Source organism: Nocardia huaxiensis, assembly GCF_013744875.1.
Lineage (GTDB): Bacteria > Actinomycetota > Actinomycetes > Mycobacteriales > Mycobacteriaceae > Nocardia > Nocardia huaxiensis.
In genome coordinates this window covers 6,375,644-6,396,181 of record NZ_CP059399.1, presented here as the reverse complement: position 1 = coordinate 6,396,181, position 20,538 = coordinate 6,375,644, and the positions used below count along the sequence as shown (strand labels likewise).

At 66.6% G+C, this 20,538-nt stretch carries 27 protein-coding genes; 20 read left to right on the top strand and 7 right to left on the bottom strand.

Annotation, left to right across the window (positions count from 1 at the left end):
- Window positions 1-132 precede the first annotated feature (132 nt).
- Entirely contained in the window at window positions 133-882 is a 750-nt protein-coding gene (locus H0264_RS29040) for an RsiV family protein (RefSeq protein ID WP_181580499.1), read from the bottom strand.
- Between the two features lie 324 nt (window positions 883-1,206).
- Here H0264_RS29040 and H0264_RS29035 point away from each other — a divergent pair, with 324 nt between their 5' ends.
- The 4 genes from H0264_RS29035 to H0264_RS29020 are packed head-to-tail and all read left to right on the top strand — an operon-like array spanning window position 1,207 to window position 3,518.
- Window positions 1,207-1,599: a hypothetical protein gene (locus tag H0264_RS29035; RefSeq protein WP_181580498.1), complete on the top strand. Its 393-nt coding sequence runs from the start codon at window positions 1,207-1,209 to the stop codon at window positions 1,597-1,599.
- The gene (locus H0264_RS29030; protein WP_181580497.1) at window positions 1,589-2,629 is read left to right on the top strand and encodes a hypothetical protein; all 1,041 of its coding nucleotides are present in this window, start codon (window positions 1,589-1,591) and stop codon (window positions 2,627-2,629) included. Before H0264_RS29035 ends, H0264_RS29030 begins: the two co-directional genes overlap by 11 nt.
- The gene (locus H0264_RS29025; protein ID WP_231084993.1) at window positions 2,626-3,150 is read left to right on the top strand and encodes a roadblock/LC7 domain-containing protein; all 525 of its coding nucleotides are present in this window, start codon (window positions 2,626-2,628) and stop codon (window positions 3,148-3,150) included. Before H0264_RS29030 ends, H0264_RS29025 begins: the two co-directional genes overlap by 4 nt.
- Window positions 3,147-3,518 carry a hypothetical protein gene (locus H0264_RS29020; RefSeq protein ID WP_181580496.1) on the top strand — a complete coding sequence of 124 codons (372 nt, stop codon included), beginning with the start codon at window positions 3,147-3,149 and terminating at the stop codon, window positions 3,516-3,518. The genes H0264_RS29025 and H0264_RS29020 overlap by 4 nt, the downstream gene beginning before the upstream one ends.
- Before the next feature lie 72 nt (window positions 3,519-3,590).
- Here H0264_RS29020 and H0264_RS29015 read toward each other — a convergent pair whose 3' ends face one another.
- Entirely contained in the window at window positions 3,591-4,010 is a 420-nt protein-coding gene (locus H0264_RS29015; RefSeq protein WP_181580495.1) for a hypothetical protein, read from the bottom strand.
- 161 nt (window positions 4,011-4,171) lie between these two features.
- Here H0264_RS29015 and H0264_RS29010 point away from each other — a divergent pair, with 161 nt between their 5' ends.
- Window positions 4,172-4,591, top strand: a complete 420-nt coding sequence (locus tag H0264_RS29010) for a hypothetical protein (protein ID WP_181580494.1) — start codon at window positions 4,172-4,174, stop codon at window positions 4,589-4,591.
- Window positions 4,592-4,608: 17 nt separating this feature from the next.
- On the opposite strand, the gene H0264_RS29005 is transcribed toward H0264_RS29010, so the two are convergent.
- Window positions 4,609-5,718: a hypothetical protein gene (locus tag H0264_RS29005; protein WP_181580493.1), complete on the bottom strand. Its 1,110-nt coding sequence runs from the start codon at window positions 5,716-5,718 to the stop codon at window positions 4,609-4,611.
- A 47-nt stretch (window positions 5,719-5,765) separates the two neighbouring features.
- On the opposite strand from H0264_RS29005, the gene H0264_RS29000 reads away from it, so the two are divergent.
- From H0264_RS29000 to H0264_RS28990, 3 genes are all read left to right on the top strand, one after another.
- Window positions 5,766-6,065 carry a DUF1905 domain-containing protein gene (locus H0264_RS29000; RefSeq protein ID WP_181580492.1) on the top strand — a complete coding sequence of 100 codons (300 nt, stop codon included), beginning with the start codon at window positions 5,766-5,768 and terminating at the stop codon, window positions 6,063-6,065.
- A gap of 32 nt (window positions 6,066-6,097) precedes the next feature.
- Entirely contained in the window at window positions 6,098-6,604 is a 507-nt protein-coding gene (locus H0264_RS28995) for a DUF4240 domain-containing protein (RefSeq protein ID WP_181580491.1), read from the top strand.
- A gap of 113 nt (window positions 6,605-6,717) precedes the next feature.
- Window positions 6,718-7,434 (top strand): hypothetical protein, encoded by a 717-nt coding sequence (locus H0264_RS28990; protein ID WP_181580490.1) that lies wholly within the window; start codon window positions 6,718-6,720, stop codon window positions 7,432-7,434.
- Here H0264_RS28990 and H0264_RS28985 read toward each other — a convergent pair.
- Window positions 7,413-8,825 carry an ABC1 kinase family protein gene (locus H0264_RS28985; protein ID WP_181580489.1) on the bottom strand — a complete coding sequence of 471 codons (1,413 nt, stop codon included), beginning with the start codon at window positions 8,823-8,825 and terminating at the stop codon, window positions 7,413-7,415. The two genes, H0264_RS28990 and H0264_RS28985, sit on opposite strands and share 22 nt — an antisense overlap.
- A 51-nt stretch (window positions 8,826-8,876) precedes the next feature.
- On the bottom strand, window positions 8,877-9,539 hold the full coding sequence (locus tag H0264_RS28980) for a TetR/AcrR family transcriptional regulator (RefSeq protein WP_181580488.1): 663 nt from the start codon (window positions 9,537-9,539) through the stop codon (window positions 8,877-8,879).
- Between the two features lie 149 nt (window positions 9,540-9,688).
- Here H0264_RS28980 and H0264_RS28975 point away from each other — a divergent pair, with 149 nt between their 5' ends.
- The 4 genes from H0264_RS28975 to H0264_RS28960 all read left to right on the top strand — a co-directional run bounded on the left by H0264_RS28975 (window position 9,689) and on the right by H0264_RS28960 (window position 13,550).
- Window positions 9,689-10,315, top strand: coding sequence for an SRPBCC family protein (locus tag H0264_RS28975; protein WP_181580487.1), 627 nt, complete (start codon window positions 9,689-9,691; stop codon window positions 10,313-10,315).
- Complete coding sequence (locus H0264_RS28970) at window positions 10,312-11,880, top strand: flavin-containing monooxygenase (RefSeq protein ID WP_181580486.1); 1,569 nt, start codon at window positions 10,312-10,314, stop codon at window positions 11,878-11,880. The genes H0264_RS28975 and H0264_RS28970 overlap by 4 nt, the downstream gene beginning before the upstream one ends.
- 78 nt (window positions 11,881-11,958) lie before the next feature.
- Complete coding sequence (locus H0264_RS28965) at window positions 11,959-12,402, top strand: hypothetical protein (RefSeq protein WP_181580485.1); 444 nt, start codon at window positions 11,959-11,961, stop codon at window positions 12,400-12,402.
- Between the two features lie 305 nt (window positions 12,403-12,707).
- Window positions 12,708-13,550 carry a tyrosine-type recombinase/integrase gene (locus H0264_RS28960; protein WP_181580484.1) on the top strand — a complete coding sequence of 281 codons (843 nt, stop codon included), beginning with the start codon at window positions 12,708-12,710 and terminating at the stop codon, window positions 13,548-13,550.
- Here the strand turns inward: H0264_RS28960 and H0264_RS28955 are convergent.
- Both H0264_RS28955 and H0264_RS28950 read right to left on the bottom strand, forming a co-directional pair.
- A protein-coding gene (locus H0264_RS28955; protein ID WP_420831994.1) for an IS3 family transposase occupies window positions 13,438-14,702 on the bottom strand; the annotation gives its coding sequence in 2 pieces (ribosomal slippage) (window positions 13,438-14,420 and window positions 14,420-14,702; 1,266 coding nt in all). The genes H0264_RS28960 and H0264_RS28955 overlap by 113 nt on opposite strands.
- A gap of 110 nt (window positions 14,703-14,812) precedes the next feature.
- Entirely contained in the window at window positions 14,813-15,337 is a 525-nt protein-coding gene (locus H0264_RS28950; protein WP_244975977.1) for a creatininase family protein, read from the bottom strand.
- A gap of 137 nt (window positions 15,338-15,474) precedes the next feature.
- Here H0264_RS28950 and H0264_RS39235 point away from each other — a divergent pair, with 137 nt between their 5' ends.
- Genes H0264_RS39235 through H0264_RS28910 form a run of 8 tightly spaced genes read left to right on the top strand, consistent with a single transcriptional unit; the run spans window position 15,475 to window position 20,510 of the window.
- Entirely contained in the window at window positions 15,475-15,756 is a 282-nt protein-coding gene (locus tag H0264_RS39235) for an excisionase family DNA-binding protein (protein ID WP_338040102.1), read from the top strand.
- 45 nt (window positions 15,757-15,801) lie between these two features.
- Complete coding sequence (locus tag H0264_RS28940) at window positions 15,802-16,041, top strand: hypothetical protein (RefSeq protein ID WP_181580482.1); 240 nt, start codon at window positions 15,802-15,804, stop codon at window positions 16,039-16,041.
- Window positions 16,034-16,789, top strand: a complete 756-nt coding sequence (locus tag H0264_RS28935; RefSeq protein WP_181580481.1) for a hypothetical protein — start codon at window positions 16,034-16,036, stop codon at window positions 16,787-16,789. Before H0264_RS28940 ends, H0264_RS28935 begins: the two co-directional genes overlap by 8 nt.
- The gene (locus H0264_RS28930; protein ID WP_181580480.1) at window positions 16,786-16,968 is read left to right on the top strand and encodes a hypothetical protein; all 183 of its coding nucleotides are present in this window, start codon (window positions 16,786-16,788) and stop codon (window positions 16,966-16,968) included. The genes H0264_RS28935 and H0264_RS28930 overlap by 4 nt, the downstream gene beginning before the upstream one ends.
- Window positions 16,965-19,043, top strand: coding sequence for a hypothetical protein (locus H0264_RS28925; protein ID WP_181580479.1), 2,079 nt, complete (start codon window positions 16,965-16,967; stop codon window positions 19,041-19,043). The genes H0264_RS28930 and H0264_RS28925 overlap by 4 nt, the downstream gene beginning before the upstream one ends.
- Window positions 19,040-19,204, top strand: coding sequence for a hypothetical protein (locus tag H0264_RS28920; protein ID WP_181580478.1), 165 nt, complete (start codon window positions 19,040-19,042; stop codon window positions 19,202-19,204). Before H0264_RS28925 ends, H0264_RS28920 begins: the two co-directional genes overlap by 4 nt.
- Window positions 19,201-20,070, top strand: coding sequence for a terminase gpP N-terminus-related DNA-binding protein (locus H0264_RS28915; protein ID WP_181580477.1), 870 nt, complete (start codon window positions 19,201-19,203; stop codon window positions 20,068-20,070). The genes H0264_RS28920 and H0264_RS28915 overlap by 4 nt, the downstream gene beginning before the upstream one ends.
- The gene (locus H0264_RS28910) at window positions 20,067-20,510 is read left to right on the top strand and encodes a hypothetical protein (RefSeq protein WP_181580476.1); all 444 of its coding nucleotides are present in this window, start codon (window positions 20,067-20,069) and stop codon (window positions 20,508-20,510) included. The genes H0264_RS28915 and H0264_RS28910 overlap by 4 nt, the downstream gene beginning before the upstream one ends.
- Window positions 20,511-20,538 lie beyond the last annotated feature (28 nt).

Sequence of the window (20,538 nt, the reverse complement as noted above, 5' to 3'; positions counted from 1 at the left end):
CACACAAGTTCGGTGGATCCCGGCCAAAAGCATGCCGGGATGACGGGAAAGCATGCCGGGATGACGGGGGGAGTCATGCTGGCATGGCGGGCGGATTCCTGCTGGGATGACGGCGGATTCCTGCTGGATGACTCAACTGCTGAGGATGTCTCGCATCCCCGGTGCGAGCACGCCGTCCAGCGCCGACCATGGCACCGTGATGTCGATGACGCCTCCCACCGGGGGCGCGACCTGGCCGGGCTCGAAGTACAACCGCATCCCGTCCGGTGTCACCGCCCAGCGCGAGAAGTGTTCCGCCGTAGGCGTTATCCCGTCGTAGTCCAGGGTCGCGCCCGCCTTCGCCGCCCGGGTCTCGGGCAGCAGCACCCGCGCCTGCTCCGACAGCACCCGCAACCCTTCGGCCTCGCTGGTGAACGTCGACGACAGCGTGATCGCCTGTCCGGTATCGAGATTCGTCACGTGGGTGGCCAGCGCGAACAGCGGGTGCACGCCGCCGAAGTCGACGCTCACCCCCACTTTTCCGCTCACCACGTGCGCACCCAGGTGCACCACCGCGCTCGCCTGCCCGGGGTCCTGCACCGACCGCGTCGCGGCGTACTGCGTCAGGAATCCCTCGAGCAGCCCGCTCATGGCCTGATTGAATTCTTTTGCCGCTTCGGCGTTTCCGCCCTCTATCTGGGGGAGTAGGACATCGAAGGTGAGGTCCCCTCGCTGGCCCGAATGCCGGACGGAGGTCACCGTGGGCTTCGAGCCCGCCGGTGCGGTCGACGCCGTCACCGTGCTCGTCCCGCCCGCGGGTGGCCCGCTCTCATCCGGCGCGCATCCCGCCCCGGCGGCCACCAGCGCCGCGAGCATCAGGCAGGCAACGGTTTTCGTGTGCACGGCAGGCCCTCCCCGCTTCCCCGCGCCGGGTCCGTTCCCGGCGTCTGCCGTCGAGTCTCCGGCCGCCGCTTGGAGATCGCCAACGATTCCCCAACGACGCGCCAGGGTATTTGGTCCTCGATTGCGACCCAAATATGCCCCGATTTCGAATTCCCGGCGGAATTCAGCCACTCCAGTTAATCGAATACCGCCGAGTCCAATTATCGGATTTTCGGCCAGATGCGATGGCCGCCAAGAAATCTCGCACATTCCCCGCACGCCCCCCGCAAACGCTGTGTAGCGTCTGGAACTCGAAAACACTCGTACGATAGGGCCGGTGGCTGGGTGATCGGAATAGATGGCTGCCTCGAACGCATCATGGATATCCCCGGTGCGCGCAGCGTGACCCTCGTCGACGGCGCGAGCGGTCTGGCCATCGCGGCGGCGGGCGTGTACGACGGCGTCGACCAGCACTCCGACGCAGCCGTCACCACCGATGTGGTCCGCGCCGTACTCGGCTGCCCCGCTCTCGCTTCCGCGCCGGGCGGTGACGACATCGGTGAGATCATCATCGACGGCACCCACGGATTCCATCTACTGAATTTGCTCCGCGGCGACTTCGAAGGCCGGCTATTCGTGCACACCGTATTCGACGGCGATACCGGCAATCTCGCCATGGCGAGATTCCAGATCCGCACCATCCTCGCCGAAATGGCGGGAGCCGATCATGGGCATTGAACTGGCGATCGAACTGCAACGCCTGGAGAACGAAAGGCGCACCGGCGTATTGCGCACCGGTGACGGCGCATTCCACCTCGCCGACGGCGCCATCGCCTGTGTCGACTGCCGCCGCACCACCGCCCTGGACCGTCTCGTCATCGCCGCCGGCGTGGCCAGCGCCGACGCCTGGCAGCGCGCCGCCACCGGCGATCCATCCGCAATCCTGCATCCGCACACCGAATCAGGCTCCGCGCGGCCAGTGCCGACCGATCCGGATCCCGGTGCCGCGCCGAGCGGATCAGCCTCCGGCGAGTTCGGTGCTGTGCCGCCTCTGCCCGCGCCGGACCGCCCGGAGGGCGAAATACCGCGTAGTACAGGGATTCTCGGTGCACTCGGCCACGCGCGCACCACCGCCGCGCTGACCACCGCACGGCAGGCCGCCGCGACCGCCGTCCTCACGCCCTTCCGTCCTCGGCTGGAAACCCTTGTGCTGCTGTCGATCTTCGACGCCGCCTATCTGCTGCTGGCCACCGAGACCATCGCCGAGTTCGAGCCCGCCCCCGCGCATTGGCTGGCTGAGCTCTGCCCGGTGGCCCCGCGCGTCGTCCTGCACGAGTGCGACCGCCGCGGCGCCCTCGACTCCGGCCCCTGGCAGACCGACCTGGTCGACCGCGCCGCCGTCGTGCCCGCCCGCCGAATCGCCCGCAGCCGGGTGGTGCTCACCGCCGGCCAGGCCGAGGTGCTGGCCGCCGCCGACGCCCGCCGCAGCGTCACCGCCATTGCCCGCACCCTCGATCGCACCGCCTACGGCTGCCTGCAGGCCGTCCGCGACCTGACCGCGGCGGGCCTCATCGAGCCGCCCGCCCCCGCACCCGCATCGATTCTGTCCGGCGCTCCGGAGATCACCGAGCCCACGCCCGGCGGCCCCGGCCCGCTCCCACGCCGCCGCGTCCGGCAGGCCGCGCTCACTCCCGCCCCCGACAGCTGGGTGCCCGCCGATCGCGACATGCTGCTGCGCCTGCGGGCGGCCCTGCAGGAGCTGGCGTGACCGGGCGAAAGACCAAGCTCGGCGAACTGATAGGGAGGTTGACCAAGGTGGCGAACACCGACCCGGATCCGAATGCGGTCCTGCTGCCGGAACTACACGGCCTGCGCGAGCGGGTCCCGCAGCTGACCGGCTCGCTGGTGGCCTCCATCGACGGGCTGCTCATCGTCCACGACGTGCCCGCCCACATCGAACCCAATGGCATGGCCGCCCTCACCGCCTCGGAGCTTTCGCTGTCGCATCGTCTCGTCACCACCGCGCACGGCGGCGGATTCGACGAGGTGGTGGTGCGCGGCAGCGGCGGATACGTGGTCATCTACGCGGCCGGCTGGACGGCGGCGCTGACCGTATTGGCCGCTCCCACAGTCAATGTCGGCCGCCTGCACCTGGAATCTCGCCCCCTGGCCCGCGCCATCGCCGAGCATCTGAAGGCTCTCGGCAAGGAAGTCCGCGCCCCCGAGGGCGGCAAACACGAACTCACCAAACCTCCGGTATCCAACACCAGAAGAAGGGAAAGAATATGACGAACATGGACCTCGCGCTGAAGGACATGATGGTCATCGACGGCGCGATCGGGGCCTGCGTCGTCGACTACAACAGCGGGATGGCACTCGGCATGCTCGGCAGCTCCAAGGCGCTGGACCTGCAGGTCGCGGCGGCGGGCAATACCGAAGTGGTGCGCGCCAAAATGCGCACCATCGACCAGCTCGCCCTAAAAGAGGACATCGAGGACATTCTCATCACCCTCGGCGGTCAGTACCACATCATCCGGCCGATGACGGGCCGAAAGTCCAAGGGGCTGTTCCTGTATCTGGCCCTCGATCGCGGCCGCGCGAATCTGGCGATGGCCCGGCATCGGCTCAAGGGCATCGAAGAGGAGATCGAGGTGTGAGAGTCGCTCACCTTACGCTCTCGCGGCGCAGGCGGGCCCGGGACCGGGCCTGACCTGTGCTGAGCGGGACGGCTACGCGGTCTGCCCCGAATTCGATTCGCCCGCAGGCGGTTCCAGGTCGAACGCATGCGCCATCCAGCGATTCGACGGCGGCGAGAACAGCAGTGCGAGCACGCCCACCGCGACCACGCCCACGGGTATTCCCACCCAGGGGTCACCTCCGGTGGCGAACATCCAGGCCAGCCAGGCGAGCAGGATCTGTGAGATCACCACGATCGTCCGGGGCCACCAGCGCCCCCGGTACACCTCGATTCCGGCCACCAGCACCAGGATGGCGAGCGCCGCGGCGACCATTCCGAAGCTGATCGACTGCAGTGCCGCCGCCACACCCGCGGCGACCGTCGCGACCGCTCCCTCGATCGCCACCAGCACCCCCGCTACCCGCACCACCACCGGAATCTCGCCCCAGCCCTGCACTTTGCGGTCGGCCATCCATCCAGCCTAGGACACGGCGGCCCGCACGTTTCGACTATCGGTGCCAGCCCCCGATTCCTTCGTCTGAAGTATTGTGATTTCACATCTACGCTGTCGGTGAGCCGAAGGCTCACAGCAACACCCGTCGAAAGAATCGAGACAGCATGTTGGTGCGCAATGTGACAGCCCGTCCCCTCGGCGCTCTCGCCGTCGGCGTCGCCGCGGCGGCGGCCGTGGTGACGGCCGCGCCCCAGGCCGCGGCCGAAACCTACACCTTGTCGCTCACCGGCTCCACACACGTGGTCGGCTGCACCTACACCCTGTCCATCGAGGGCTTCCCGAAGAACCCCCTGTCCTCGGGCAATTTCGCCGACAACGGCAAGGCGATCGGCTCGGTGAACGGCTCGGCCAACATGCTCGGCGGCATGAAGGTCTCCTGGACTCCGAAAACCGCGGGCGCCCACGAACTGACCGCCAGCGTCGGCTACCTCAGCGCCGCCGTCCTCGTCACCCCGCGCACGGTCGACGTGGCGGCCACCGGATCCTGCTCCGGCGGGGGTGGCGGGCTGAGCTCGATCATCCCGAGCATCTCCGGGTAGCGAACCGATCCACGGTGTCAGCCGGCCATGGCGCGCAACCATATTCGGCTGTCACCGTCGGGATCGGTGGTGGCCAGCAGCAGCCCGCCGGGCAGATTGCCGACGAACGCCCTCGGGGCGCGCACGGGCAGCGGCACCTCGCGCATACCGGTGCAGTCGCGACCGGCGGTGAGCAGGCGCGCCGCGCCGTCGACGCGGATGCTCATCAGCAGCTCGTCCGCGCGCAGCAGGGCCTGATCGACATCCAGCGTCCCGCCTCCCGGCCCGGTTCGGTACACCGAAGCCGTCGGCCAGCACAGCAATTGGGGGCGCACCCCCACCGTCCGCCCCACCACCACGCAGGGATCCGCCTGCTCGGTCGCCGCGCAGGCCACCCGATCGGCGACACCGCTGCCGGACAGGGGAATCCGCTGCCAGGAATACCCGTCCGACGAAACCCATTCCAGCGGTTGGTAATCCACCCCGCGAATGCTGTTCCCGGCAACGACGAATCCGCCGGGCCCGGCAGCCACCCCACCCGCCCCGGTCACCTCACCGGGCCCCGCCGACAAGGCCGGATCATCAGCCTGCCGAACCCAATTCGCACCATCCTTCGACGTCCACACCGCCACCCCGTACCTGCCACCGCTGCCGTCCCAGGCCCCCACCAGCAGCCCGGTGCCCCCGAACGCCGCCGCCCCACCGACCCCGATCGCCCGCGGCCCCCCGAACTGCTCGAAACTCTGCGGAAACTCCTCCAACGCCGACCGGTCACCCGCCCACACCGTCATCCGCGGATTGAAATGCGCACCCCCGAACGCCTGCCCCAGCACCACCACCCGCTCCCCGACCCCACCCGAAATCAGTTCGGCGACAACCCCATACCCGCTGCGCGGGGTCACCGTCACCGCCTCCCACCGGCGTCCGTCGCCGGTAGTCCACGCGGCGGGGGAGCGCCCCTCGGGCCCGGGCACCGACCCGAGCGCCAACAGCTCGTCTCCGGCCGCGGTGACGGCCAACACGCGTGCCCCCGCCGCAGGCGGTCCCACCGGTTCCCACCCGCCGAAGTCCGCATCCACCGGTGAGTTCCCGCCGCACGCGGCCAGCGCAATGAGCCCCGCCGCCATCACGACTCGCAGCCACCCCATCGACTCACCATGCCAGACCTGTCGGTCTCGGCGACTAGGTTCGACCCATGCCCAACCCCACGTACTCCTTCACCGCCCGGCTCTGGGAGTGGGAGGGCCAGGCCGCCTGGCATTTCGTGAGCCTGCCCGAGGACCTGGCCGACGACATCGAAGAACTCCACGGCCGCCACGCCGCAGGCTTCGGCTCGGTTCGCGTGCGCGTAACCCTCGGCGAATCCCGCTGGTCCACATCCCTGTTCCCCGACCGCAAACGCGCCACCTACATCCTCCCGATCAAGAAGCAGGTCCGCACCGCCGAAGGTCTCACCGCGGGCGACTCCGCCCAGATCACCCTCACGATCGCCTGAACCTGTCACCCCCGATTGTTACCGTTCGCCTCGTGAACAAGATCCCCACTCCCGCAGACGAATCCCAGTTCTGGAGCCTGCTCGAGGCGGCCTGGGAACGGGTCGGCGCCGAACCGAACGCCCTGCGGAAGTCCTTGGCCGGCAGAACCGACGACGCCGACGCATACGCCCTGGATGAACACCTGGCCGCATTCCTGGAACACCTGACAACGCTCAGCGCGGACCTGTCCGCCGAGCAGCTGACCGCGCTGGATCGGGTAGCCGAACGCAAACTCCACGACCTCGACCGCGCCGACATCCACGAGGTGACCGACGGCTCCGACGACGGCTTCCTCTATTGCCGCGGCTTCATCCTCGCCATGGGCCACGACTTCCACGCCGCGGTCCTCGCCGATCCGTCCACCGCCATCCTGGACGCCGAATGCGAATCCCTCTGCTACTTCTTCGCCCACCTGCACAACACCCGCTTCGGTGACTTCCCGGACACCGGCTCCGGCATCTCCCGCGAAAGCTTCTCCAACCCGTCCGGTTGGTCCTGACCTGCCCGGATAGCCTGTCCATCCGTGCCACGCGCGGTCGAACCGGCATCGCGGCGACACCCGTCCACCTACCGTATTCATGTTGACCTCCAACATAATTCGGGGTGATCGTCATGGGAATCGCGAAGTCTCACCTGCAATCCACGGCAGCCGAATTCGCCGCCCGGCTGAAATCGAGGTCAGATATCAGCAGTTGGATGCAGGACGAGTACTACCGTCACCTGAAGCTGACCGGCACCGCGCACAAGAATCTGGCCTCGGCCTCCTTCGACGAGGTCTGGCCGGATGTGGAGAAGATCCTGACCAACCTCACCACCGGGAACTACGAGCGCAGGTTCACCCTCGATGGCCAGGCCATCCAGCTGAATATCAGCGTCCTGGAGTCCGAAGACCTCAACGGCTTCTTCTGTGGCGAGTACCTTTTGCGCCCCGAGGAGGAGGCCAAGATCGCCGAGATTCGCAACAGCCTGAAGAAGCCTTCCGACCGGCGCAGCGTCTACCTCTACCGATTCGGTGACGGCATCGAGCGAAACCTCGCCGCCGCAGTGAAATCCGGCGACATGGCGGCACCGGAAATGGAACCGGCCGCCTTCGCCGCGCGATTCCTCGATTCCGTCGTCGCTCTCAACGACGCACACCGCAAGCTCGGCAAATACCAGATCTGGGAGCATGTCCCGATCTCCGACGCGCAACTCCGCGACGCCGGTCTCGACCCGATTGCCCTGCGCGCCATAGCGAGCCGCCAACGCCTCACCGCCCTGCCCAAGGACGACTACGGCAAACCCACCTACGCCGGTCAGTCCACCCTCTACACCCCGTACGCGCTCTGAGAAATCTCCGTCAGCCACTGCTGTTCCAGCACACCGAGTTCCGTGCGCGATGGCTCGCCGTAGAACCATTCGCGGGCGATTCGATGCCAGTTGCCGCCCGCGCGGAGTTGGCCGAGGAGGGCGAGGGTGCCGTATTCGACGCGGCGCGCGATGGCGTGTTCGGCGGGCGCGTACTGCTGACGGAGATGTTGGAAATAGCCTCGGCGTGGGTCGAGGAACGCGAGAATCGCTGTCGCCGCGGTGTCTTCGGCGATGCGGATCTCGGCGTCGGTGAGCAGCCAGCCGGTGGCTTCGTGGAACAGACGCAGACACAGTTCCGCGCTCGCGGTGGTGTCTTGTTCCAGGACACCGTAGTCGACCAGGAGCGTGCGCAGGTCGCCGGCCCGGAACTCGGCTGCCGCTCGCGCACAGGCGATCTCGAAGTCGACGGCCGTGTCGTCCATGTGCTTGAACAAGCCGAAGTCGAGAAAGACCACGGTGCCGTCCGGCGCCAGCAGGACATTGCCGGGATGCGGATCGCCGGTGAATCGGCGCTCGCGCAACATGGTTCCGGCGAAGAAGCGGAACAGTATCTCGCCGACCCGGTCCCGTTCGGCGGTGGGCAGTGCGGCGATCTCGTCGAAGCGCAGGCCCTCGGCCAGTTCGGTGACCAGCACTCGCCGGGTGCACAGCTCGAGCAGTACCTCGGGCACTCGGATGAACGGATGACCCCGGTACATTCGCGCCACGCTGTCGTGCTGGGCGGCCTCGACGCGGTAGTCGGTCTCTGCCGCCAAATGCGTGGTGAGCTCCCGCAACAGCGCGTGGTCGGACAGCGCGGGCATGACGGTGCGCAGCAGGCGGACCACCAGCGCGAGATTCTTCAGATCCGCTCGGACGGCCACATCGACGCCGGGATACTGCACCTTGACCGCGACCGCCCGCCCGTCGGCCAGCCGGGCCCGATACACCTGCCCGATCGAGGCCGCGCCGATCGGCCGCTCATCGAATTCGGCGAAGACCTGATCGAGCGGCTGCCCGTATTCGGCCTCGACCACGGCCCGCATTCGCGCGTACGGCACCTGCGGTGCACTGTCGTAGAGCGCGGAAAGCTTGCGCTGGAACCGATCCCGCTGCTGCGGCGTCAGGGATTTCGTGCCGAACACCGACAGCACATCGAAGGTCGACAGCAGCTGACCGGCCTTCATGGCCAGGCCCTTCATGCTGCCGAGCACGGTGACCAGATCCTCGGCCGCGTCGGCGAGCGCCTGCTCGATCCGGAGGGCACGCTCCTCGTCACTGTCGCGCACCGTGGACAGCGCCACGCCCGCGCCCCGAGCAGCCTGCACCGCAACGAGTTTGCCCATGGCGGTCCCGCGGCGCACGCGGGAGGTGGGGATGTCCTGTGCCATTGATCGACCTCCTCGGCGGACAGGGCCGAGATTAGCAGACAGGCGCGTCGATTAATTGGGTGTCGTGGGCCGTAATCCCGGCTCGAGCACGGCCAGCGCGGTCGTCACATACGCCTGCCGATCCAGTTCGCCGTCACCGCGCAGGGTACGCATGACCGGCGGAATCGTCAGGGCCAGCAGCATCCACGCGGTCTCGGTGGTGTCGATGTCCGAGCGCACCACGCCGGCGTCGACCGCGCGGGACAGAAAGCGGCCGACCGTCGCCGCCAGAATGCCGCCGAGACCGAGGATCCGGCTGTCGAGCTCCTCGTCGATGCCGGGCAGATCGAACAGCAGCGCCTGCATGAGCGCCGGATCGGATTCGGCGATCCGGCACATGCGATCGACGGCGCTCGTCCAGGTCGTGATCAACCCCTCGATGGTGATTTCTTTTGTGTCCGTGGTGGATTCGAAGACATCGCCCGCGATGTCCTGCAGTAGCCGATCCAGCCCGTAATCCACCACATCGTCGAGAATCGCCCGCTTGCTGTCGAAGTAGCGGTAGAAGGTGCCGTAGCCGACGCCGACCTCGGCGGTGATGTCGGCGGTCGAGGCGGCCGCATACCCCTTCGTGGTGAACACCTTGTACGCGGCGGCAATGAGTTCGGCGCGCCGCCGCTCGGCATTGCGTTCGTCGCGGGGGCGGCCGGGTCCGCGCCTGGCTGGTTCGGTCATCCAGCCCATCGTATGCGGCCGGGCCGGTGATCCCGCTGGTAGCGGGGCGTCGGGAACACGCTCTTGTGTTTCCGTCCCAGACAATTTAGTTTGATGACACCGACGTCGGGTAATTATCACCAGGTCACAACGAACTTCCGGAGGCAGCCATGAGCGCCACCTCGTTCCTGCACACCCAGCATCCAGCCGCACAACCGGTCGACGACTCCGTCTTCGACACCGCCGCACTGGTCTTCACCATCGAACCCACCTTCAACGCGCCACTGCACGCGGTCTGGACCGCCATCGACGACGACCGCGCCTGGAGCTGGCTGCCGTTCCCACGTCTCGGCGTGCTCTACGACTCGCCCGCCCGCGGGGTCGGCGTCGTCCGCGATATGGGATCGGTCTTTGATCCGCTGCGCTTCCTGTGGGTCGAACGCGAGCGGTTCTGGCGGTACGAACCGTTGCAGCGCATCACCTTCGGTGTGGTGAGCGGGAATTGGATGCAATACCTGATGGTCCGGCAATACGCCGAGGACATGAAATTCACCGATATCGGCGGTGGGCGAACGAAAGTCGCCTGGACGGTCGCGGTCACCCCGCGCGGGCCGCTGCGCCTGGCCACCTGGTTCCCGCCCGCCTGGCGGCTGGCCTACCACATCGGCGGCACCGGACCGCTCATGCGCCGCCGCGTCGCCCGGATCGCGAAAACCGCCACCCCGGAAGCGATCACCACCAACGGGCACGCCTCGGCCCGCCTGAGCGCCCGGCGTGCCAAGGACGGCATCAAGTGACCGAACACGAAGTCCCCCAATACGAAGTCGTGGTCATCGGCGCGGGCATCGGCGGCATCTGCGCCGGCGTGAAACTCCAGGAGATCGGCATCGACGACTTCCTGATCGTCGACCGCGTCGGCGGACTCGGCGGCACCTGGTACACCCACAGCTACCCCGACGCCGGCTGCGACATCCCCAGCACCACCTACCAGTTCTCCTTCGCGCGCAAACCCGACTGGGACCGGCTCTTCGCCAAACGCGACCAGATCCTGGAATACCTGGAGCAGGTCGCCGCCGACCACGACCTGCCGCGCCGAATGCGATTCGGCGTCAACGTCGTTCGCGAAGAGTGGGACGACGCGCACCACCTCTGGCGGCTGCACCTGGAATCGGGCGAACCCCTCACCGCCCGCTTCGTCATCAGCGCCGTCGGCGCGTACATCAACCCCAAGACCAGCCCGAACATCCCTGGGCTGGACACCTTTCAGGGCGTCCGCATGTACCCGGCCGACTGGAACCACGACTACGACTTCGCCGGGAAACGCGTCGCCGTCATCGGAGTCGGCGCCAGCACCATGCAGATCGCCCCGAAACTCGCGGCGCAGGCCGCGCGTCTGGACATCTACCAGCGCACCCCGCAGGTCTACCTGCCCAAACCGGATTTCGAACTGCGCCCGTGGATGCAGCGCTTCCTCGCCCTGCCCGGCGGCTCGGCGCTGGTCAACGGTGCCGCGCAGGCCCTGATCGATACCGCCCTGCGAGTCGCCATCTACACACCGCACCCGATGTGGAAGTCCGGTGCGCGCCTCGTCGACCTCGCCGGAAAGCGGGCCTATCGCGGCTGGGTCCGATACAAGGTGCAGGACAAAGGAATTCGCGACCAACTGCGCCCAGGCTTCGGCATCGTCTGCATTCGCGGCGGCGCGGGCGGCGACTACCTGCCCACCCTCAACCGCGCCAATGTCGAGCTCATCACCTCCGGCATCGCCGAAATCACCCCGCACGGCATTCGCGACGCCCACGGCGTGGACCGCGAAATCGACGCCCTGGTCCTGGCCACCGGCTACCAGGTCTTCTCCGACCCGGAAAGCTATCCACCCGGAACCGTCCTGGGCCGCAATGGATTCGACCTCGGCCACTTCTACAACACCGAGGAACTCAAGGCCTACTACAGCACCTCGGTAGCCGGCATCCCCAACCGCTTCCTCATGATCGGCCCCTACTCCTGGACCGGCACCGCCTTCCACTACTTCGTCGAGAACGCCATGCGCCACATCGCCACCGTCATCGCCGAAACCCGTCGCCGCGGCCACACCACCGTCGAGGTCCGCCCCGAAGCGCAGGAACGCTTCCACCGGGAGATGCTGCGCAGCGGCCGAAACCTGGCCTACTACCTGGAAACCCGCTGCGAAGGCTCCAACAGCTACTTCATCAACTCCCAAGGCAAATCCCCCTACATCCGCCCCTGGTCGCTGCTGAAGACCTACCGCAAAGCCACCCGCTTCGACCGCGACGACTACCGCTACACCAGCCCCGTCCCGCTGCAAACCGAGGTGTCGCACAAAGCCGGCGTGCCCGTGTGAAACAGGTCGCGGCGCCTGCCGACCATCCGCGCCGCCGTCTTCTACGGTGAGGCAATCGACCTGCTCGAAAGGAGCACTATGGCAAGCACTGTCCTCCGGCGCGGATTCCTCGGCGCAGCCTGCGCCCTGGCGGCGATCATGCAGTTCGCGCCGTCCGCCACCGCCGGCATCGTAGGCGTCATCGTCTACAACACCGGCAGCGAAGGCCCCGTCATGGGCTGCCCCCAAACCATCAAAGCCGGAGTCTCCAACCCGGTAGACGGCGACTTCTCCATCACCGTGGACGGCACCCCCTTACCCGGCGTCTCCTACAACCCCGCCGACGGCGCCCACACCCTGTGGACCCCGACCCGCCTCGGCTGGCACACCATCGAAGTCCACCAGCACACCCCCGACGGCACCACCCACACCGGCCGCCTCGACATCGACGTCCGCCGCACCGGAATCAACGCCGGCAGCTCCTGCCTGGTGAACGGCCTGCCCCTCCCCATCGACCCCCGCACCGGATCGCTGTTCACCTGAGTGGGGACCAGACCGGAAAAGCAGAAAGGCCCGGCGTGAGCCGGGCCTGATCTGTATGAAACATGGTGCGCGATACTGGGATTGAACCAGTATCGCGCGTCCCGTCCCTCTGGTGCCTAGCCAGCGAAAATGATTGCCTGACAGTATCTTTCCCTTAGGATGCTCGTTGCACTGGTAGGCACCGGTCCGCATCGATACACTTTTCTCAGTTCATGTCGAGTTCACCACAGATGTCTCCCCACGGAGTTCATGTGAACTCAGGTTGAACTGACTTCCAATAGCCGCGCGGACTGAGGCGGTGGTACATGGTTCGCGGCAAGGGGCGCAAGGACAGGACGCCGGGTACGTTCGGTTCGGTCGACGTACTTCCCAGCGGACGCGTTCGTGCGCAGTACTACGGGCCGGACGGCCGTCGCTACAAGGCTCCGACAACCTTCCTCACGCAGCAGGACGCGCGAGCATATCTCTCCGTAGTGCAGGCGGACATCATTCGGAAGGCGTGGCAGCCGCCGGGCACAGAGTTGCCCGAGGACGTCAAGCTGACATTCGGGGAGTATGCCGAAAGGTTCATGAAAGAGCGCGATCTCGCGGACCGGACGGGGGAGGATTACCAAGACTGGCTCGACGGCCACATCTTGCCGGTCTTGGGGGACTACCCGATCGGTTCTATCGACGAATCAGACATTAGGCAGTGGTACGGGAAGCTGAACCCACAGACGCCCACGCTCCGGGCTCGTGTCTACGGTCTTTGCTCGACAATCTTCAACAGCGCCCTAGCGGACAAGGCGGTGCCTGTCCACCGAAATCCTTGCCGCATCAAGGGCGCTGGCAGCGTGCAACGGGCGAAGGTCATTCGGCCGGCCACGCTGGAGGAGCTTGAAGTGATCGTGACGACCTTGCCGCCGAGGTTCCAGCTGATGGCGTTGCTAGCCACTTGGTGCCACCTGCGATTCGGTGAACTCGCAGAGTTGCGCCGGAAGGATATCGACCTCGCGCGGAAGAGAATCTATGAATCGTCCCGGTGTGTCCGGAGACTTATTGGTGTGACAGCTCAGCGAGTTGCTGGGCTGGTTGTTGAGCGTAGTAGGCGGCTTCCAGTTCGGCAGGTGGCATGTCACCGCAATTGCGGTAGAGGCGACGGTGATTGAACCAGTCGACCCATTCGGCGGTGGCCAACTCGACGTGATCGACCGTGCGCCACGGGCCTCGAGGTTTGATCAGTTCGGTCTTGTAGAGACCGTTGATCGTCTCGGCGAGTGCGTTGTCATAAGAGGAGCCGACCGCCCCTACAGAGGGTTGGATCCCGGCCTCGGCGAGGCGTTCGGTGAACGCGATCGAGGTATATTGAGATCCCCTATCATTGTGGTGGACAACATCTTTCACATCCCATCCATCGCGGTTCCGAGTCCAGATGGCATGCTCGATCGCGTCGAGCACCAACCCGGTCGTCATCGACGTGGAGGTGCGCCAGCCGATGATCCGACGGGCGTAGGCGTCCACGACGAACGCGACATATACCCATCCCGACCACGTCGAGACGTAGGTGAAATCGGCTACCCACAACCGATTCGGTGCCGCAGGAGAGAACTTGCGTCGCACCAGATCCGCCGACCGCGGCGCGGCCGGGTCCGCGATCGTGGTCCGTTTGACCTTGCCGCGCACCGCACCTCGTAATCCGAGACCACGCATCAGCCGTTCCACCCGGCAACGGGCGACGCCGATGCCCTCGCGGTTGAGCTGCAGCCACACTTTCCGGGCCCCGTAGACCCGGTAGTTCTCGTTGTGCACGCGCGTGATCTGCACATTCAATTCCTGGTCACGCTGTTCGCGCTGGGTCGGGGTCCGGTTGCGATGTTCGTAGTAGGTCGATGGGGCGATCTTGACGCCGAGCTCGGTGAGCGCGGCGCAGATCGACTCGACACCCCATCGCAGGCCGCCGTGTTCGCGACGGCCTTGATGTTCGCTGATGAACCTGACGGTCAGCGTTGGGGCCGGTCCAGTTCGGCCGCGAAGAAAACCGACGCGGCTTTCAGAATTCCGTTGGCGCGCTTGAGTTCTGCGTTCTCACGCCGCAACCGCTTCAACTCCGCGGACTCATCGGTGCTCACCCCGGGACGGGTTCCACCGTCGATCTGGCCCTGACGCACCCACTTGCGGACCGTTTCCGGGGTCCCCACGCCGAGCAGATCGGCGACCGCTTTCATCGCGGCCCACTCCGACTCGTGTTGATCCTGGATCTCCACGAACATCCGGATCGCTCGCTCACGCAGCTCGACCGGGTACTTCTTCCTCGACGACACGACTTCCATCCTTCACAGATGACGAAGTCCCTGGACTCACCGGGGCGATTCACAGCCCAGCAACTCGCTGAGCTGTCACACCAATAAGTCTCCGGACTCACCGGGACGATTCAGAGCAATTCTGGCGCTACGTGAAGCAAGATGGAAGTTTCCAGCTCACCGGCGTGCATGTCTTCATGTGCCGTCGTCTTCATGCTCGACATGGTTCGAGCCTGCTGCCAATCGGATGGCATGGGGAACAACGTCATTCGTCGTTTGGATGTGTTCGATTCCTGTACGACGTTCTGAAGTACGTAATTCCCCCCGTGACCGTTGACGATCACCAGGCGATCTATGCCTGATGCGCGGAGTGAATCAGCAACATCGTTGATGATCGATACCAGCGTTGTCGCTCGGATGCTAACGGAGCCAGGGAAATCAGCGTGCTCGTGAGAGCACGAGAAGGTGACGGGTGGTAGCTGCATCAGGTCGTAGTCGATCGCGATCCGCTTCGCGATAGCGCACGCGATCGTCGTGTCGGTGATCAATGGATGAAACTCACCGTGCTGTTCGAAACTGCCAATCGGCAAGACGGCGACAGTTGGGTTCTGTCCGCGTACGTCTGCGGAGGTAGTGCCTGGTAGCAGATGTTCCACACCGCCCAACATACCTCGCGTCCCATGGGACGTGGGACGGATAGCACGGGGGCGTACGAGGGGGTGTAACGAGGCTCTGTGGCGTACGCCCACGTGCCGTTTTGCATCCTACTACCCCCAGGCTGTCGCGAGATTCCATGTATCTCAACGGGTTTCGTCCCGAGAGTTCACAGGAAGGAGCGATTGCCTTGACAAGTACGAGGAAGCGCCGAGGAGGCGAAAAGAGCAGATCCGGCAGCACTTACATGCGGATGGAGGAGGTAGCCGAACTCTTCGGCGTCCACAAGGACACAGTCCGACGTTGGATCTCCCAGGGCCGCCTGACCGGCTACATGGTTGGACCGAACACCATCCGAGTGCGCCGTGATGAGGCCATGGCCTTGCTGGTTCCGATCCCTACAGCAGGCGGTGCGGCATGACCCTGGCCCAAGACTTGTCGGCCACGAGTGGCGAGGTGATCGGCAATGAATGAGCACTTGCTGATCGGACCGGACAGCCGGGTGGCCATGCCGATGTCGTCATCTGCCGTAGCGGTAGTGGTACTGCTGACTGTCGTATTCGCGGTGGGCCTGTACTTGGGGGTACTGCTGTTCGGCACTCGTGATGCTCTGCCCTCCACGGTGGTTGTGTGTCCCGCGCCGGGGACTCAGCAGGTCGCGGCGTGGCCGAAGGAATGCCCGCGGGAAGCGGTCGGTCATGAGTGAGCCCCGGATTCTGTTGCAGGGGTGGGAAACCCGGCTGGAGGAGTTCACCAGCCAGCAGTACGCCCTGTCGTTCGACACCTTGACCAAGGCCGTAGACGGCAAGGCGCGCAAGGCGCACAAGTTCGCGGGACGCGTAGCCAAGCTCGGTCGTGCCGAGGTGGTCCGAGTCGACTACGGATCGTCGGGGCCGTGGCGGAACTCGAAGACCTTCGACGCGCCCGGGGAGCGGCCCACCGGCCCGTTGTGGATCTCCATGACTCGCGAAATCAACTGGGGGTACCTGGAATTCGATCCAGGGCCATGGCAGCCGAAAGCGTCGACCGCGGCGCACTTGACCGCGATCACGGAGTTGCGGTTGGCGCTGACCGGGCTGGACACCGACCCGACCGTTTGGACCAGTGAGCGGTTGTTGCGGCGGCGGCTCAAGACCGACACCGGGCGGCCCGAGGGCCATATCCATGACGCGTGGTTCCAGGACTTCGCCGATCCCGACAAGGTGTGGGCGGTCGAGGTCGAGTTGTCGCGCAAGTTCGGCGACGGCCGCCTGATGCGCGCCATGACCGCGGCCCTGGAAGCAGCCGAACGGAATGATCTGGCCGGCGTTCTGTACTTCGCCCGCGGCGACGGTCTCAAGCGCGCCCTCGAAGGTGTCGCGACCCGGCTCGCGCACAAGCGTGGCCAGGAATCTCTTCCCAATCTCGAAATCCACAACTTAGACGCCACTTTGGCGCGAAAGGGGCTGCTGTGAGCGAGCCGCTGATCATCATTATCGACCCCGCGGGAGGACTGGAATCCACCGCCGGGTCCGCACAGTGGGGCGAGACCACGGGACTGGATCTGAGGTCGGCAAGCCCCGAGGAGATCCGCCTGACGCTTGAGCGCCTGATCGATCAGGGCAAGGCGGACGCGGGGGAGGTGTCGTCATGACCGGATGCAAGCCGATGATCACCCCGGACGACTGCGGCACCACGGCCCCTGCGGTGCCGACCGTGGAGGTCCCACCGCCCGCACCACCTCCGGCGGCCACCGAGGTGAGTCCCTTACCGGCGCAACCGGATTCGCCGGAGCTGTTCGAGAACCCGGCGCTGCCGAACGGGTGGCAGGCCCCGAACTGGGATCTGCATCTGCCCAGCGTCGCGGAGACGTTCGTCGCGCTCGGGACCGCGCTGCTGGGACTGGCGTGGGCGGTCGCGCTCGGGGTCGGCATGAACTACATGGCGCACTGGCGGCGCTGGGATGCGCGCCGGGTCCGTAACTTCGCGCTCGGGTCGCTGGTGCTGCCGATCAGCGCGGTATGGATCGCGAACTCCTGGTTCGCGTCCCCGGCGCTGTGGTGGCAGGGCTCGCAAGTGTTGATCCGGTCGGGCCCGGGCTCAGGAGCACTCGTGGCGATGACCGCCGGGTGCCTGCCGATCGCCTGGGGGCTCGCTGCCCTGTGGCGGGCACGGTTCCTGGCGCGGCTCGGCACCGAGGGCATCGACTCCCCGTGGAAGACACGGCGGTTGCTGCGCCGCCAGCAACAAGGCCAGGCGCGGGCGGCGCGGCGGGCCGCGAAGTACGGTGCGCCACTGGTGACCGGCTGGCTCAAATCCCGGGCCGTGCTGGGCACGCTGTCCGAGCGCACGGACGCGACGCAGGACACCACGGTCACGCAGCTGGTGGATACGCGCGGCGCGAAGCTGGAGATCCCCATCGAGGGGCTCGGACACATGTTCGTGCTGGGCAAGTCGCAGAAGGCCGGCAAGACCACCCTGCTGGTGCGACTCGGGACCGGGCTGTACGAGGCGTACTGGCACCGGTACGTGCGGACCGGGGAGAAGCGCCCACTGCTGATCTTCGTGGACTGCAAGGGCGGCAAGCCGGGGTTGGCGACGGGCCGTCAGGTAGTCAAGATCGCGGCCCGGCACGGGACGCCTGCGCAGCGGATTGCGTTGTGGCCCATCACAAGCCGGTTCGATCTGTGGGCGATGAACGCCGAGGATCAATGCGCCACCCTGGAGTCGATGATCAACCCGGTCCAGGCCGTCGACGCCGGATCGGAGCATTTCAAGCAGAACCGTATCCGGGTCGTACAGCTCGCGGTGAACGCCCCGGTCGGTAAGCCGAAGTCCAAAGACGATTTCCTGCAACGGCTTTCCCACGACTGGCTGACCAAGGTCGGCTGGGTCGGCCACGACGCGATCCTGGCCGAGATCGAGGATCTCCAGCAGAACAAGCCGCCCGCGATCGGGGACGTGGCGGGCAAGTTCCGCAACATCTTCAACGCGATCGGCGAAGGTTTCGAAGGCGGACGGCCGCTGGATTCCTTCGATGTCATTTATGCGACCGTGCCCGGCACCATCCGCGGGGAGTATGCCCGCGCCCAGGTCGCCGCGCTCACCACGTTGATCTCGCAGTTCGCGTGCGGGGAGCATGACCGGCAGATCATTTTGATCATTGATGAGATGTCGGCGGTCGCGGACAAGACCGGCGGTATCGGCCAATTCACCATCGCCGAACGGCTTTTGGGGATGGGTGTGGTGGCGATCTTCGCCGCCCAGAACCAATACGGGCTCGGGCAAACTCCCGATGAGCGCCGCCGCCTGATGGAGGGCTGCCCCTCCGGTGGCCTGCTGATGGTGCAGGAGGGCGGCGGCAAGGTCTCGGAGGTGTTCGGCACGCGTCCGGTCACCGAGAACACCCGGCATTCCAAGGCGGGCAAGGTCGGTGAGGACGGCACGCTGGGTAACCGGGAAACGTTCTTCATCGACCCGAACCGGCTCGCGGAGTTCGACCGCGGCGACGTGGTCTGGGTCCACGCCCTGAAAGCCCAATGGGGACATGTGATCCCGGTCGACCTCGATGAGGTGACCGCGCTGCCCGCCGACCCGTACCCGCAGCGCTGGCCCGGTGGTCATCCGCGGGTGCCGTTGAAGGTGGTGCGGGATCTGGAATCCGGACGTGCCCCGCGCGCCGATCTCGGATTCGACGGCAAGGACACCGAGGGCGGTGAGGTCGCATGACCGACTACCTACGCCCCATGGCCGCCTACGTGGCCACCCAGAGCGGCCACCGTCGTGACCGCGATGACCACCCCGGACAGACCCACCCCGAGCAGACGGCCACCCCGGACACCCCGGCGGACACCGAGGACACCGAGGTGGACAGGGGGTGGACACGATGAACACCACAGCCATCTCCGCACGCGGTCGGCTAGTGGCATGGGCGGGATTCGTATTCGGGTCGCTGACCTCCATCGCGGCCAACGTCCTGCACACCTGGCTGCCCGCGGCCACCATGCCGGCGGGGTGGACACCCGGAATCGCACCCCAGATCGGGGCGGCGGTGTGGCCGATCGGCCTGCTGCTGTCGGTCGAGGTGATCTCGCGGGCCACCTGGCGGCCTGGCCCCTGGTGGACACTGGCCCGCTACGGCGGGGCCGGGACGGTCGCGCTCGGGTCGGCGGTCATCTCCTACAGCCACGTGCGAGATGTGTTGCTGGCCTGGGGATACGGGCATCCCGCCGCCGAATTCGGGCCGCTCACTCTCGACGGGCTGATGGTGGTGTGCGGGTTCGCGCTGGTGTCGATGACCCGCCCCGAGACCACAGAGTCGCCCGTGCCTACACCCGTACGCCGGAAGCCGATGCGGTTCGGGGAACCGGCACCGGCCGTGCCCTACGAAGTTCCGCTGGCGCTACAGGTCGAACCCCTGACCCCGATCCCTGGCCGCCGGGTGGACACCGCGACCGCCGTGTCCGGACAGGCGGACACCTCCGCCGGAGACATGGCCACGGAGGAGGACACCGAGGTGGACAGTCGCCGCCAGCGGGCACGGGAGTTGCACGCCGCGGGCTGGAGCCATGGCCGCATCGCCGCGGAACTGGAGGTCAGCAAGCGCACCGTACGCCGCTACGTGGCCACCAGTGCGGACACCGACCCCGGCGACGGTGACCGCGAGGACAGCACCCCGGACACCGGACTGGCCGCGGACTGGCGGCCCGAAGCCCACACCAACCATCACGACGATCACGAAGGAGTTCCGGCATGACCACCAACGGCAAGGGCATCGATTGGGACGGTGAGCTGCAAGCGCTGATGGAGCGCTCGGGCATCAAGCCCGCGGAGATGGTGCGCACCAAATGGCTTACCCGAGCCCGCCGCAAGATCTTCGGTGCCCGCGCTTTCCTGGTCGCGGCCGGGATCACCGCGCCGCTGATGTGGCTGACGCTGTTCTCCGGTGCCCCCGCCGCCGCGGTCGTGCCGCTGCTGGTGTGGCTGGCGGGCTGGATCGGCTACGGCATCTGGATCAGCGCGGGCTACCCCGACTGGACCACCGCCGGCACTCTCGCCCGCGATCTCGCCCTCACCGGATTCCATGCCACATCCCGCTTCTGGTTCGCCCACACCCGACCGGCGCGTGCGCGCTGGCGGGCCTGGCGCACCGCCCATGACCGCGACCGCACAGCCCCGGCGAAAGCCACGGCCTGACCCTCCGACCCCCGAAAGGAACGAATTC

Coding starts and splice junctions, on each gene's coding strand:
- H0264_RS29030 (WP_181580497.1), top strand. CDS start 1,589: ATGGGCATTGAACTGGCGATCGAACTGCAACGCCTGGAGAACGAAAGG.
- H0264_RS28985 (WP_181580489.1), bottom strand. CDS start 8,825: ATGGCACAGGACATCCCCACCTCCCGCGTGCGCCGCGGGACCGCCATG.
- H0264_RS28960 (WP_181580484.1), top strand. CDS start 12,708: ATGGTTCGCGGCAAGGGGCGCAAGGACAGGACGCCGGGTACGTTCGGT.
- H0264_RS28990 (WP_181580490.1), top strand. CDS start 6,718: ATGGGAATCGCGAAGTCTCACCTGCAATCCACGGCAGCCGAATTCGCC.
- H0264_RS29020 (WP_181580496.1), top strand. CDS start 3,147: ATGACGAACATGGACCTCGCGCTGAAGGACATGATGGTCATCGACGGC.
- H0264_RS28935 (WP_181580481.1), top strand. CDS start 16,034: ATGAGTGAGCCCCGGATTCTGTTGCAGGGGTGGGAAACCCGGCTGGAG.
- H0264_RS28915 (WP_181580477.1), top strand. CDS start 19,201: ATGAACACCACAGCCATCTCCGCACGCGGTCGGCTAGTGGCATGGGCG.
- H0264_RS29000 (WP_181580492.1), top strand. CDS start 5,766: ATGCCCAACCCCACGTACTCCTTCACCGCCCGGCTCTGGGAGTGGGAG.
- H0264_RS29015 (WP_181580495.1), bottom strand. CDS start 4,010: ATGGCCGACCGCAAAGTGCAGGGCTGGGGCGAGATTCCGGTGGTGGTG.
- H0264_RS28965 (WP_181580485.1), top strand. CDS start 11,959: ATGGCAAGCACTGTCCTCCGGCGCGGATTCCTCGGCGCAGCCTGCGCC.
- H0264_RS28920 (WP_181580478.1), top strand. CDS start 19,040: ATGACCGACTACCTACGCCCCATGGCCGCCTACGTGGCCACCCAGAGC.
- H0264_RS28940 (WP_181580482.1), top strand. CDS start 15,802: ATGAATGAGCACTTGCTGATCGGACCGGACAGCCGGGTGGCCATGCCG.
- H0264_RS28980 (WP_181580488.1), bottom strand. CDS start 9,539: ATGACCGAACCAGCCAGGCGCGGACCCGGCCGCCCCCGCGACGAACGC.
- H0264_RS28925 (WP_181580479.1), top strand. CDS start 16,965: ATGACCGGATGCAAGCCGATGATCACCCCGGACGACTGCGGCACCACG.
- H0264_RS39235 (WP_338040102.1), top strand. CDS start 15,475: ATGTATCTCAACGGGTTTCGTCCCGAGAGTTCACAGGAAGGAGCGATT.
- H0264_RS29005 (WP_181580493.1), bottom strand. CDS start 5,718: ATGGGGTGGCTGCGAGTCGTGATGGCGGCGGGGCTCATTGCGCTGGCC.
- H0264_RS28975 (WP_181580487.1), top strand. CDS start 9,689: ATGAGCGCCACCTCGTTCCTGCACACCCAGCATCCAGCCGCACAACCG.
- H0264_RS28910 (WP_181580476.1), top strand. CDS start 20,067: ATGACCACCAACGGCAAGGGCATCGATTGGGACGGTGAGCTGCAAGCG.